General features: G+C 73.0%; 8 protein-coding genes. 5 read left to right on the top strand and 3 right to left on the bottom strand.

Annotation, left to right across the window (positions count from 1 at the left end):
- Nucleotides 1-29: 29 nt before the first annotated feature.
- A complete protein-coding gene (locus ABZ098_RS27200; protein ID WP_356595392.1) occupies nucleotides 30-839 on the bottom strand; it encodes an SURF1 family protein in 810 nt (269 codons plus the stop codon).
- Nucleotides 840-1,094: 255 nt separating this feature from the next.
- Between ABZ098_RS27200 and ABZ098_RS27195 the strand changes: the two genes are divergently transcribed.
- Entirely contained in the window at nucleotides 1,095-2,909 is a 1,815-nt protein-coding gene (locus tag ABZ098_RS27195; RefSeq protein WP_356595390.1) for a prolyl oligopeptidase family serine peptidase, read from the top strand.
- Nucleotides 2,910-3,057: 148 nt separating this feature from the next.
- Here ABZ098_RS27195 and ABZ098_RS27190 read toward each other — a convergent pair whose 3' ends face one another.
- A complete protein-coding gene (locus ABZ098_RS27190) occupies nucleotides 3,058-4,902 on the bottom strand; it encodes an NAD-binding protein (RefSeq protein WP_356595622.1) in 1,845 nt (614 codons plus the stop codon).
- Nucleotides 4,903-5,112: 210 nt separating this feature from the next.
- On the opposite strand from ABZ098_RS27190, the gene ABZ098_RS27185 reads away from it, so the two are divergent.
- From ABZ098_RS27185 to ABZ098_RS27175, 3 genes are all read left to right on the top strand, one after another.
- A complete protein-coding gene (locus tag ABZ098_RS27185) occupies nucleotides 5,113-6,135 on the top strand; it encodes a permease (protein ID WP_356595388.1) in 1,023 nt (340 codons plus the stop codon).
- Nucleotides 6,132-6,842, top strand: coding sequence for a TIGR03943 family protein (locus ABZ098_RS27180; RefSeq protein ID WP_356595386.1), 711 nt, complete (start codon nucleotides 6,132-6,134; stop codon nucleotides 6,840-6,842). The genes ABZ098_RS27185 and ABZ098_RS27180 overlap by 4 nt, the downstream gene beginning before the upstream one ends.
- A gap of 184 nt (nucleotides 6,843-7,026) precedes the next feature.
- A complete protein-coding gene (locus ABZ098_RS27175; protein WP_356595384.1) occupies nucleotides 7,027-8,262 on the top strand; it encodes an amidohydrolase family protein in 1,236 nt (411 codons plus the stop codon).
- A 149-nt stretch (nucleotides 8,263-8,411) separates the two neighbouring features.
- On the opposite strand, the gene ABZ098_RS27170 is transcribed toward ABZ098_RS27175, so the two are convergent.
- Nucleotides 8,412-12,374: a WD40 repeat domain-containing protein gene (locus tag ABZ098_RS27170; protein ID WP_356595382.1), complete on the bottom strand. Its 3,963-nt coding sequence runs from the start codon at nucleotides 12,372-12,374 to the stop codon at nucleotides 8,412-8,414.
- A gap of 359 nt (nucleotides 12,375-12,733) precedes the next feature.
- Between ABZ098_RS27170 and ABZ098_RS27165 the strand changes: the two genes are divergently transcribed.
- Nucleotides 12,734-13,093, top strand: coding sequence for a metalloregulator ArsR/SmtB family transcription factor (locus ABZ098_RS27165; RefSeq protein ID WP_356595380.1), 360 nt, complete (start codon nucleotides 12,734-12,736; stop codon nucleotides 13,091-13,093).
- Nucleotides 13,094-13,418 lie beyond the last annotated feature (325 nt).

Below are 13,418 nucleotides of genomic sequence, written 5' to 3'. Positions count from 1 at the left end.
GGCGCGAGGGCGTCGGGGGACGCCCGCGTTCAGGCGGTCGCCTTCTCCTGCGGCTGCTCCTGGGACGGCTGCCCGTCGTCGTCCGGGAGGATTCCCAGCTCCGCGTCCCGGATGAACTCCACCTCGCGGCGCACCAGACGGAACCACATGAAGACCACGAAGCCGGCGAAGACGAACCACTCACCGGTGTAGCCGAGGTTCTGGAAGGCCTTGAGGTCAAGACCGCTGTCCGCGGGCGCGGTCGCCGGTACGGCCTTCATCCCGGAGTCACCGGTGTTGAGGGTGACCCACGCGTCGTACACGTCGTACGGCACGAGGTTGATCAGCGAGGCCGCGCTGATCGCCGCGGTCTGTCCGGCCGGAAGCCCGCCCTGCGCGCTGACGCCGTTGTCCCCCGGGGTCTCCGAGGCCTGCAGCGCGCCGGTGACGGTGACCTCGCCCTTCGGCGCCGCCGGGACCTTCGCGGGGTCGGGGGTGCCCGGCAGCCAGCCCCGGACCACGGGCAGGGCCTTGCCGCCGTCGACCCGCAGCAGCGTCAGGACGTAGTAGCCCTCGCGGTCGTCCAGTTGCCGGTCGGGGACGAGGAGCTGCCTGTCGTACCGGCCGGTGGCGGTGACCTGTTTGCCGGAGGTCGCCTTGTCCACCGGCAGCAGCTCGGCCAGCGGCCGCGGGGCCTCCCGCTCGTCGGTGACGACCGACTGCTCGGCGTCCCGGCTCTGCGTCATCCGGTCCTCGAACCGGCTGAGCTGCCACGACCCCATGAACAGGCAGAACGGGATGGCGAGCAGCACGAAGACGTTGATGCCGAACCAGCGGGGTGTCAGCAGAAACCGGTACACACTCCCACGGTACGGGGCCGCCCGGGGGCGCGGGGGTGCGGGGTCAGTACCGCTCGGTGAGGTGGTCCCGGTCCGCGGGGAGGCTCGTACGGTTCCGACGGTCGTGGGGACGAGTGTGGACCCCGCCACTGAGAACGGGTCCGGACGATCTTTCCGGCCAGCTCGGAAGGGGTTCGGGTAAGCGACTGGTAGAAGTTGTCCACAGGCTGGGGACCTCGTCTGCGGATTGTCCGTGGGGGCAGGCAGTATGGGGTCATGACTGAGAGCAACGGGTCCGCCGCGGCCGAGCGGAACAAGGAGATGCCGGACTGGGAGAAGCGCTTCCGGGCGCCCCGGGTGTCGCTGCCCGACTGGGCGGAGGACGCCCCCGACCGCTCCCTGTTCGTGTCCAACGCCACGGGGACGTACGAGCTGTACGCCTGGGACAGGGCCACCGGCGTCCAGCGTCAGGTCACGGACCGGCCCAACGGCACCACGGACGGCCTGCTCTCCCCGGACGGCGCGTGGATCTGGTGGTTCGACGACAAGGACGGCGACGAGTTCGGCGTCTGGCGCCGCCAGCCCTTCGAGGGCGGCGCCGACGAGCTCGCCGCGCCCGGTCTCGACGCCTCCTACCCGGCGGGCGTGGCCCTGGGCCGGGACGGCCGTACGGCGGTGGTGGGCCGCTCGACCGACGACGAGGGCACCTCCATCCACCTGGTGCGCGACGGCGAGGAGCCGGTGGAGATCTACCGGCACCGCGAGTCGGCGGGCGTCGGCGACCTCTCCCACGACGGTTCGCTGATCGCGATCGAGCACACCGAGCACGGCGACGCGATGCACTCGGCGCTGCGCGTGGTGCGCCCCGACGGCAGGGCGGTCGCCGAGCTCGACGACACCCGGGGCGGCAGCGAGGAGCTGGGCCTGGAGGTCCTCGGCTTCGCCCCGGTGGACGGCGACACCCGGCTGCTCATCGGCCATCAGCGGCGGGGCCGTTGGGAGCCGCTGGTGTGGGACGTGGCCACGGGCGAGGAGACCGACCTCGCCCTGGACCTGCCCGGTGACGTGGGCGCCGAGTGGTACCCGGACGGCACGGGCCTGCTCATCTCGCACAGCTTCGAGGCCCGCAGCGAGCTGTTCCGGTACGACCTGGAGAGCGGCAAGCTGGAGAAGGTCCCGACCCCGCCCGGCTCGGTCTCCGGGGCGACGGCCCGCCCCGACGGCAGCGTGGAGTACCTGTGGTCCTCGGCCGCCGAGCCGTCGGCGGTGCGCTCGACGACGGGTGAGGTGGTCCTGGACCCGCCGGGTCTGAAGTCCCCCGGTTCGGTGCCGGTGGAGGACGTGTGGGTCGAGGGTCCGGGCGGCCGGATCCACGCCCTGGTCCAGAAGCCGGCGGGTGCGACGGGACCGCTGCCGACGGTCTTCGACATCCACGGCGGCCCGACCTGGCACGACAGCGACTCCTTCGCGGCGGGTCCGGCGGCCTGGGTGGACCACGGGTACGCGGTCGTCCGGGTCAACTACCGAGGTTCCACGGGGTACGGGCGCGAGTGGACGGACGCGCTCAAGCACCGGGTCGGTCTGATCGAGCTGGAGGACATCGCGGCGGTGCGGGGATGGGCGATCACGTCCGGTCTCGCGGACCCCGACCGGCTGATCCTCACGGGGGGTTCGTGGGGCGGCTACCTCACCCTCCTCGGCCTGGGCACCCAGCCGGACGCCTGGGCCCTCGGGATCGCGGCGGTGCCGGTCGCCGACTACGTCACGGCGTTCCACGACGAGATGGAAGCGCTGAAGGCGATGGACCGGACCCTGCTGGGCGGTACGCCGGAGGAGGTGCCGGAGCGCTTCGAGGCGTCGTCGCCCCTGACGTACGTGGACCAGGTCAAGGCGCCGGTGTACATCTCGGCGGGCGTCAACGACCCCCGTTGCCCGATCCGTCAGGTCGACAACTACGTGAAGCGGCTGGAGTCCCGCGGGGCGGTGCACGAGGTGTACCGGTACGACGCGGGCCACGGGTCGCTGGTGGTGGACGAGCGGATCAAGCAGGTGAAGCTCGAACTGGACTTCGCGGCGAGGCATCTGGGGTAGGCGGGAGCGCAGTTTCCCTTGTCCTCAGGTGGGTGCGGTCGGAGTCGGCCGGGCCGTACCCACCCAAGGGGGGCGGGGAACTGCGCGATCAGCCCCCACCCGCCCGCAGCCGAACCACCACCCGACCCGGCACGACCTTCGCGTACGGCTACGCCGCCGCCCGGCCCCTGCGCCCCAGCAGCTCCGCCAGCCCCCGCCGGGTGGCCGCCAGCACCACCCGGTCGGAGGCCTGCAGCACATACGTGTCCGGCAGATCCCACGCCAGGCCCGGGGAGTCCCCGGACTCCTCCCGGGCCAGCACCCGCCAGGACCCCGCCCGGAACGCCTGTCCGACCGTCCTGCCCTCCAGTTGGGGATGCCCGGCCACGTCCACCGCGGCGAACAGCAGCACCCGCCGCTCCACCGGGAACGCCCCGAGGATCTGCCGTCCCATCATCGCCCCGGCGAAGGCGGGAGCCGCCAGGTGGGAGACGCTCCGGCTGCGCGTGGAGGCACGGGGGTGCGCGGCCCTGAGGGTCCGGTACACCGCGGTCGCGAAGTCGTCGTCGTACAGCCGCAGCACCACCCGCAGGTCGGGGCGCACGGCCCGGGCGTACAGCACGGCCTCCAGGTTCGTGGTGTCCGCGCTGGTCACCGCGAGCAGGGCGTGCGCGCGGTGGATCTTGGCGGCCTCCAGGACGCCCTCCTGGGTGACGTCCCCGAGCACCACCGGCACCCGCAGCCGCCGCGCGGTGGCCAGTCCGCGGGCCTCGGGGTCGGACTCGACGCACACCACGGGGATGTTGAGCTCCCGCAACCGCGTCAGCACCCGGGTGCCGATCTTGCCGAGCCCGAGGAGCACGACGTGTCCGCCGAGACCTCGGGGCGGTTTGCGCAGGGAGGACGCGGTGCGGAAGGTGCCGAGGGCCTCCAGTACGGCGGCGAGGAGCACCGGCAGGAGGAGCAGTCCGGCGAGCCCGGACAGGAGTTGGAGGATCTGCCGTCCGACGGACTCACCGATCGCGGGGTCGTCGATCGCGAACAGGTCGAGCAGGGTCAGATAGAAGGCGCGCAGCGGATGGATCCCGGTCACCAGCCACAGCGCGACGGCGAGCGCGACCACACACCCCACCATCCCGGCCAGCGACCACCGCAGCCGGCGCGAGAACAGCGAGGTGAACCAGGGCATCACGCCCCGCCCGTCGGGCAGCGAGGGTCCGGCGTACGACACCTGCTCCAGCACGACGGTCGCGCGTGCGCCGCCGTCCCGTACGGTCGCCGCGTCCGGCAGCAGCGTCGGACCCTGGTCGCCGCCGGGCCCGGCGCTGTCGGTCGGCGAGAGCAGGGCGAGCGTGGCGAGACCCGGATCGGCGCTCACCCCGGCTCCGGCCGGCGGCCGTTCGACCGCCCGCAGCAGCAGGCCGCCGGTCTGGAGCACCTTGCTGGTGCCGGTGAGGGCGGTGGCGGCCAGTGCGGGCGCGGCGGTGTCGGCGTCCGAGAGCACGGTCGTGGAGGCGTCGAAACCGGTGCCGTCGGTCGGGTCGCCGGAGGCCAACGCGGAGGCCTGGTCGAGGAGTTCCTCGATGTGCTGGCCCAGGCGCCGGTTGTAGAGCCGCAGGACGAGCCGCAGCCGGGGGTTGAGGCGGCGGGCGGTGAGAGCGGCGCGGATGTTGGTCTCGTCGTCGTCGTACACGAGCGCCAGCGCGTCCGCCCGTTCCACGCCCGCCTCGGCGAGCGCCGCCTCGTTCGGTTCGGCGGCCTCCATCAGCCGTATGCCGCCCGGGGGTTCGACGGCAGAGGTGACAGCGGCGGCGCCGTTGCCGTTGCCGGTCAGGCCGGCCGCGGCGGTCACCACCCGGTCGAGCAGCGCGGAGGCGGTGCGGGCCCGCACCACCACCGGTGGCCGCACCGAGCGTTCGGAGGCCGGGACGACGAGCGTGACCTGCTCGCCGTAGACCCCTCTGAGCTCGGCCGCCAGCCGGTGCGCGAGTCCGTCGTCCCCGCACACCACCATGTGCGCTGCTGCCGTGTCGCCCGGCAGTCCGGGACCCTGGTTCGGAACGCTCCCCACGAGGGAGAAGACTGCCCTACCGGGGCGGGTGGTGCCACGGCGCACCCACCGTCAAGAATTCCCCAAACCGCCGCGCACACTGAGCAATCGGACCTTCCCTGCCGTACGCACGGTCAGGGAAACCAGCACCCCACCCCCGGAGGGATCCCGGCTGTGTCCGTCACCAAAGCACCTCCGCCCACGCGGGACACCGGCCAGGACCGGCGCCCGGCACCGGACCCGGAGACGCGGCGCCTCAATTCCCCCCTCGCGCTGACTCTGCTGATGATCCTCGTGGTGCTGCTCCAGGGGCCGATCCGCGGTGCGCTGGGCGCGCCGGTCATGCAGAGCTGGATGACGGTGTTCGTCGCCGTGCTCGTGCAGGCGCTGCCCTTCCTGGTGCTCGGGGTGCTGCTGTCGGCGGCGATCGCGGTCTTCGTGCCGCCGTCGTTCTTCGCGCGTGCCCTGCCGAAGAACCCCGCCCTCGCGGTGCCGGTGGCCGGGGCGGCGGGCGCGGTGCTGCCGGGCTGCGAGTGCGCGTCCGTGCCGGTGGCGGGCGCGCTGGTCCGGCGCGGGGTCACCCCGGCCGCGGCCCTCGCCTTCCTGCTCTCCGCCCCCGCGATCAACCCGATCGTGCTGACCGCGACCGCGGTGGCCTTTCCCCGCGACCCGGAGATGGTCGTGGCCCGGCTTGTCGCGAGCCTGCTGGTGGCGTGCGCGATGGGCTGGCTGTGGCTGCGCCTCGGCCGCGCGGACCTGCTGAAGCCACCGACCCGGCACGCGTACGAGGGTCGGGGCAGGGGCGCCGCCTTCTGGGGTTCGGTCAGACACGACGTGACGCACGCGGGCGGTTTCCTGGTCGTGGGCGCGATGGCGGCGGCGACTCTGAAGGCCGTCGTCCCGCAGACGTGGTTGCGTACGGCGGCGGAGAACCCGGTGATCGCGGTGCTGGCCCTCGCCGCGCTCGCCGTGGTGCTGTCGATCTGCTCGGAGGCGGACGCGTTCGTGGCCGCCTCCCTCACCCAGTTCTCGCTGACCGCGCGGCTGACCTTCCTGGTCGTCGGCCCGATGATCGACCTCAAGCTGTTCGCGATGCAGACGGGCACCTTCGGCCGCGCCTTCGCCCTGCGCTTCGCCCCCGCCACCCTCGCCCTGGCGATCGTGGTCTCGGTGCTGACCGGGTGGGTGATGCTGTGAACCGGCAGGCACAGTCGGCGGTCCTGTTCGTCCTCGGCGCGGCCCTGCTGCATGCGGGCCTCACCGACCTCTACCTCCGCTACGTCAAGGCGGGCCTGCGCCCGCTGGTCCTCGCGGCCGGAGTCGTCCTGATCGCGACGGCTCTCGCGACGGCCTGGTACGAGTGGCGGGCCGGGCCCGAGGAGCGGGAGCACGCCCACCGCGAACCCCGCGTCTCCTGGCTCCTCGTCCTGCCCCTCTTCGCCTTGATCCTGGTGGCCCCGCCGGCCCTAGGCTCCTACAGCGCGATGCGCACCGGGACGGCCCTGCAGCAGTCGTACGGCTATGCGCAGCTCCCGAAGAGCGGGCCCCTGCGGCTCGGCCTCGCCGACTACGCGGGCCGCGCCGTCTACGAGCACGGCCGGGGCCTGGCCGGCCGGCGGATCACCATCACCGGGTTCGTCGCCCTGGACCGCTCCGGCGCGCCCTATCTGGTCCGCATGGCCCTCAACTGCTGTGCGGCGGACGCCCAGCCGGTCAAGGTCGGCCTGACCGGACGGATCCCGCCGGTCCTCAAGCCGGACGGCTGGCTCCAGGTCACCGGCACCTACACCGCCAAGCGGACCAGGGACGCGGTGAACGGCGGCCCGATCCCGTACCTGGACATCACCGAGGCCGAGCCGGTCGCGGCGCCGCACGACCCGTACGACGAGACCTGGAACAACTGACGCGAGAGCTCCGGGCGGGCCGTCCGGGTGACGGGCGCGCCGGGTGCTGGTGAGGGCGGCCGACGACCACCTGGCCGGGCCCGGGCCGGGCCGCGGGGCCGACCCGTCCGGCCCTTGCCGATGCGGGTGCCTCCCCCTAGCCTTCGATCTGACGACCCATCAGATACCGGCTAGGGGGCAGGCAATGGCCGTCACCACCGAGAGCGGAACCGGAACGGGACCGGGTACCAGGGACATCCCCAAAGTCATCAGCGTGGACGATCACGTGATCGAGCCCGCGCACCTCTTCGAGACCTGGCTCCCGGCGAAGTACCGGGACCGGGGGCCGAAGCCGCTCACCGCCGGCATCGGGGACCTCGCGTACGTCGGCGGGAAGTACCGGTTCACCACCGATCCGGAAGGGCAGCTCACGGACTGGTGGGAGTACGAGGGCGACCTCTTCCCGTACAAGCGGATCATCGCGGCCGTCGGCTTCTCGCGGGACGAGATGACCCTCGACGGGATCACCCGCGAGCAGATGCGGCGGGGCTGCTGGGACCCCAAGGCCCGCGTGGAGGACATGGAGATGAACCATGTCGAGGCCTCCCTGTGCTTCCCCACCTTCCCGCGGTTCTGCGGGCAGACCTTCGCCGAGGCCAAGGACAAGGAGGTCGGGCTCGCCTGTGTGCGCGCCTACAACGACTGGATGGTCGAGGAGTGGTGCGGGGACAGCGGCGGCCGGCTGATCCCGCTGTGCCTGATCCCGCTGTGGGACGTCGGGCTCGCGGTCGCGGAGGTCCGCCGCAACGCCGACCGGGGCGTCAGGGCCGTCACCTTCAGCGAGATCCCGACCCACCTGGGGCTGCCGTCGATCCACTCCGGCTACTGGGACCCGTTCTTCGCGGCCTGCGAGGAGACGGGCACGGTCGTCAACATGCACATCGGCAGCAGCTCCCAGATGCCGGCCGCGTCCCCCGACGCGCCGCCCGCGGTCCAGGCGTCGCTGTCCTTCAACAACGCCATGGCCTCGATGATGGACTTCCTCTTCTCCGGGGTCCTGGTGAAGTTCCCCCGGCTCAAACTGGCGTACAGCGAGGGCCAGATGGGCTGGATCCCGTACGCCCTGGAACGCGCCGACGACGTCTGGGAGGAGCACCGGGCCTGGGGCGGGGTCAAGGACCTGATTCCGGAGCCGCCGTCGACGTACTACTACCGGCAGATCTTCTGCTGCTTCTTCCGCGACAGGCACGGCATCGAGGCCATCGAGACCGTCGGCGTCGACAACGCGACCTTCGAGACCGACTACCCGCACGTCGACTCGACCTGGCCGCACACCAAGAAGGTCGCGTGGGAGCACGTGGCCGGGCTGTCCGAGGAGGTCACCTACAAGCTGCTGCGGGGGAACGCGATCCGGATGCTGGAGCTCGGCTTCGACCGGTAGCCCGGCAGCCGCACGGAAAGACCCGACCGCTGGCGACGGGGGATGCACCAGCGGTCGGGCTATGGCCAACACTAACAAGGCCGCAGGAACAGCGGGAGCGGACTGCTCCGCTGCGGGGGACGGTTGTGAGCGGGATCACGTAATGCGCTTCAGTCGCACGGAGGATCGTACGAGAGCCGCGGCAGGTACTCCTCCCAGGCCTGGCGGGTCAGGACGTTCGCCGTCGTGGCGCAGATGCGGCTGATGGCGTCGTCCACGTCGAGGTCCCACAGCCGGATGGTGTCCGCGCCGCTGGACACCCCGAGCATGCGGCTGTCGGGGCTGAAGGACAGGAAGCTGCCGGTCTTGGCGCTGGGGCTCATCGACTGCCCGATGGGGCCGGCCGCGGCCGGGTCGGCCACGTCCCAGAGCCGGACCGTGTTGTCGTTGCCGCCGCTGGCGAGCGTGGAGCCGTCACGGCTGTACGTGAGCGACACGACCGCCTCGGTGTGCCCGGTGAGCGCGGAGCCCGTCCGCTCGGCGTGCGCGGGGTCGGCCACGTTCCACAGCCGGACCGTGTCGTCGTTGCCGCCGCTGGCCAGGGTGTGCCCGTCCGGGCTGAAGACGAGCACGTTGACGGGGCCGGTGTGGCCGGTGAGCGGCTTGCCGAGCGGGGTCGGACGGGCCGGGTCCGTCACCCTCCACAGCCGGATCGTGCCGTCCGCGCTGCCGCTGGCCAGGGTCCGGCCGTCCGGGCTGAAGGCGAGGCCGTCGATGTACCCCTTGTGGCCGGTGATCGGGCCGTGGGAGACCGGGTGGGCCGGGTCGGTGACGTCCCACAACTGGAGGCTGCGGCTGTCGTAGGCGCTGGCCAGGGTGCGTCCGTCCGGGCTGAACGCCAGTGCGTCCGGGCCCATGAACCGGGAGCGCAGGACGAGCGCCGGACCGTAGGGGGCGGGGTGGGCCGGGTCGGTGACGTTCCACAGGTGGACCCGGCCGGTGGTGAGCACCGCGAGGGTGCGGCCGTCGGGGGAGAACAGCACCTGGGAGTCCGGGTCGCGCACCACGGGGGTGAACGGCTCGCCCAGGGCCACGGGCCGGGCCGGGTCTGTCACGTTCCACAGCCGGATCCGCCCGTCCCGCCCGGCCGTGGCGAGCACCTCGCCGTCCCGCCGGAACGCCCCGCTGCTGCCCACCAGGTCTCCCGCCGGGATCGACCACAGGCGCACCTTGCTGTCGCCGCTGCCGGTCGCGAGCGTACGGCCGTCGGGGCTGAAGCCCAGCGCGTACATCTCCCCGCTGCTGCCGGCGAGGGGCTCGCCGACCTGTGAGGGGTACGCCGGGTCGCTCACGTTCCACAGGCTCGCCGTGCTGTCCGCGCTGGCGGCGGCGAGCATCCGCCCGTCGGGGCTGAAGGCCACCGACCAGACGGGACCGGAGTGACCGGTGAGCGGCGAGCCGACCGGGGCCGGGTCGGCCGGGTCCGTGACGTCCCACAGCCGGACGCTGTCGTCCGCGCTGCCGCTGGCCAGCTCGTCCCCGTCCGGACTGAACGCGACGGAGTGCACCAGACCGGTGTGTCCCTTCAGCACCTTGTCGTACGCCCGGGGCCGCCGCGGATCGGCGGTGTTCCACAGCCGGATCGTGTTGTCGTCGCCACCGGCCGCCAGCGTCCGCCCGTCGGGGCTCCACGCCACGGACCGCACAGCGGCACCGGCCCCGGTCAGGACGACGGGCGGCTTCCTCGCGCCGCCCGTCGTCCACAGCCGTACGGTGCGGTCCTCGCCGGCGGAGGCCAGCGTGCGCCCGTCCGGGCTGAACGCGATCAGGTAGATGGTGCCCCGGTGACCGGTCAGGGGAGCCCCCAGCGGCTTGGGGCGGCGGGGATCGGCGAGGTCCCACCGCCGGATCCTCCCGTCGTCCCCGGCACTGGCCAGGGTCCTGCCGTCCGGGCTGAAGACCGCGCTGCTCACCCAGCTGGTGCCACCGGCGAGGGGGCGTCCCAGTGCCTTGGGATGCCGACGGTCGCTGACGTCCCACAGCCGGACCGTGCGGTCGTAGCTGGCGGTGGCGAGGAGCTTGCCGTCCGGGCTGAACGAGGTGAGGTAGACGGCGCCGGTGTGACCGGTGAGCGGGGTGGCCAGCGGCGCGTTGACGATGGAGATCAGGCGGGTGTTGGTTCCCTCGTCGTCGGGCCTGAGCCGGTGGGCGACCAGGTCGATCCGGGCGGACAGCGACGGGTCCGTGGCCTGGACCCGGTCCGCCTCCGCGACGACCTGCTCGAACACGGCGTCGTTGCGCTGCTGCCAGGCCACCACCGCCGAACCGACGGCCACCAGCGCGAGGACGACCAGCGCCGACACCGCGCCCCGGGCGATCAGGACCGTACGGCGGCGCAGCCGGACCGACGCGGCCAGGAACTCCACCGCGCTACGGGTCAGATACGTGTCCCCGGCGGACTTCGCCCAGGTACGCGCCTGTTCGAGCCTCGACCCCCGGTACAGCAGCGAGGAGTCGCGGTTCGAGCCCTCCCAGGAGCGGCCGTCCTCCTCGATGCGCTGGCGCAGCAGATGGTCGCTGCGGTCCTCGTCGATCCACTCGCGCAACCGCGGCCACGCCGTCAGCAGCGCCTCGTGGGTGATCTCCACGGTCTCCGCGTCCAGCGTCACCAGCCGGGCCCGCACCAGGGCCTCCAGCGACTCCTCCGTCTTGGCGGGGTCGGTCGACTCCGCGGCGAGCCGGCGCCGGGTGCCGCGCCGACGGGTGGCCTGGGTGTCCTCCCCGAGCCGCACCAGACGCAGCAGGAGCAACCGGGCCGCCGTTCGCGCCGCCGGGTCCAGACCGGACCAGGCCCGCTCGGCGGTCGCCGCGACCGCGCCCTGGATACCGCCGGCCGCGCGGTATCCGGCCACCGTCAGCCGGCCCGCCTTGCGGCGCTGCCAGGTCGCCAGCAGGGCGTGCGAGAGCAACGGCAACACGCCCGCGTCATGCGCGCCGCGCGGACCGTCGGCGCTCACCTCGCGCACGATCAGCTCCGCGAGCCCCGGCTCCAGCTCCAGGCCCACGGCCCGGGCCGGACCCGTCACCGCCTCGCGCAGTTCGGCGCCGGTGAGCGGACCGAGCACCATGTGCCGGTGCTGGAGCGCGTCGGCCAGCTCGGGGTGGTCGAGGCAGCGCTCGTAGAAGTCGGCGCGGATGCCGAGCAGGACCAGGGCGGGCGCCGGCGTGTCCGGGCCGGCGGGCGTGCACGCGGCGTGCAGCAACTGGACGAAGGTACGCCTGACCGCCTCGTCCGAGCAGAGCGTGAACGCCTCCTCGAACTGGTCGACGATCACTACGGGCCGGGCGGTGGCGGCCTCGCGCTGAGCCCACGAGGCGACCGCTTCCCGGACGGCGTGCGCGAATTCGGGAGGATGGTCGATGTCCGGTCCGCCGGTCCGGGTGGCGGACAGGACCGGCTCCAGCTCGGGTATGCGACCGGTCAGTTCCGCGAGGGGATCGGCGCCCGGCACCAGTTGCACGACCGGACGGCCGCCGTCCTCGCCGTCACCGCCGAGCGCGCCCTCCTCCAGGGCGGTCACCAGACCCGCGTTGAGCAGCGAGGACTTCCCCGCGCCCGAGGCGCCCACGAGCATCACCAGACCGCCGGTGCCCGTCTGGGTTGCCGAGTGGAGCAGCCGGACCAGGGCCTCCGTGCTCCGCTCCCGGCCGAAGAACCAGCGGGCGTCCTCCTGCCGGTAGGAGGCGAGGCCGCGGTACGGGCAGACCCCGGCGGGGGGCTCCGGCTGGGTGCCTTCGTCCTCGTCCGGCGCCAGCGCGCGCTCCCACAGCCGCTGCCACTGGCCGAGGTCGTACAGACCGGCCGAGACGGGGGTGGGACTGATCCGCCGGGCCTCGGGAACGAGGATGTGCAGCACGGCCGCGAGGGCGGTGAACTGAGCGGGCACGTTCCGGGCCCGCCGCCAGTCGCTGATCCGCTGCGCGGACACCCGGACCGGGCGCCCGCGCTCGTCCACCCGCTGGAGCCGGCCGACTGCCTCGGACACCCGCTTGAGGGGCGGATTCCCTGCCTCTCTGTACAACAGTGCGAGACGCTCCGCGAAGGCCGTGCGTGCTCCCGAGTCGGAGCTCAAGGTCTTCCACCCCTTACTTCCCTCGCCGGCTGAATCCGGACCGGAAAACTCACTTTATATGCCTGACCTGCGGTAACGCACTGTCTCCGGCACCGGAACCTCCTCTGTGGGCCCCCTGGCTGGCAGGATCATGGCCCTGCGGCACCGCCGTCGGGCGACGCCATGACAGGCCACCAGCCCGGCGCCCCGCACGCCAACCAGCGCGCCGCACGATCTCGGCCACATTCCGCCCACGGTCACCCGCTTCCTCCGGTACCGGTCCCCACGAGGGGAGGGACCGGTACCGGACGAAGCGGGACGATCACTGCGCCGCCCCTACACTTGGTCCGGCGGTTGACCCCAGAGGACGGGAGAGGGCTGTGGCGAAGATCGTCGCCGGTTTTCAGGACCCGTCGTCGGAGGTGCTCGCCGAGGCGGCCGCCGTCTTCGGACTCCTCGCCTCCTCCGCCCGGCTGCACATCATGTGGGCACTCTCCCAGGGCGAGAGCGACGTCACCCGCCTCGCCGACCGGGTCGGCGGCGCGCTGCCCGCGGTCAGCCAGCACCTGGCGAAACTGAAACTCGCCGGGCTCGTGCGCTCCCGCCGTGAGGGCCGCCGGCAGATCTACTACGTCGACGACCCCGACATCGTGACCGTGGTCCGCGTCATGGTCGGCCAGCTCACGGCCCGGGAGACCTCCACCGGCACGCCGGACCGACTGCGCGAGGCCGGTGTCTGAGCGGTCGGGGGCACGGGGGGAGGACGGGGACGCCCCCTGTGCCACGTGGGACCGAGCGGTGCCGGGGGGTGCCGGGGTGACGCCCGCACCTGCCGCGGCGGACGGGCCGGTGTCCGGACCTGCTGTTCCGGGCGCGGTGACGGTGGGGCCGGTGTCCGGACCTGCTGTTGACGGCGGGGCGGCGGACGGGCCGGGGTCCGCATCCGCTGTTCCCGGCCGGGCGACGGTGGGGTCGGTCGACCAGGCTGTGCCTGCCGGGCCGGTTCGGTCGGAGCCCGGGGCCCTCGCCCCGGCTGTGCAGTCGTCCGCGTCTGTTTCTCCGGGC

The organism is Streptomyces sp. NPDC006335, from assembly GCF_040612795.1.
Classification (GTDB): domain Bacteria; phylum Actinomycetota; class Actinomycetes; order Streptomycetales; family Streptomycetaceae; genus Streptomyces.
Note: the sequence above shows the minus strand (reverse complement) of the source record. Positions and strands in the feature narration are given on the sequence as shown.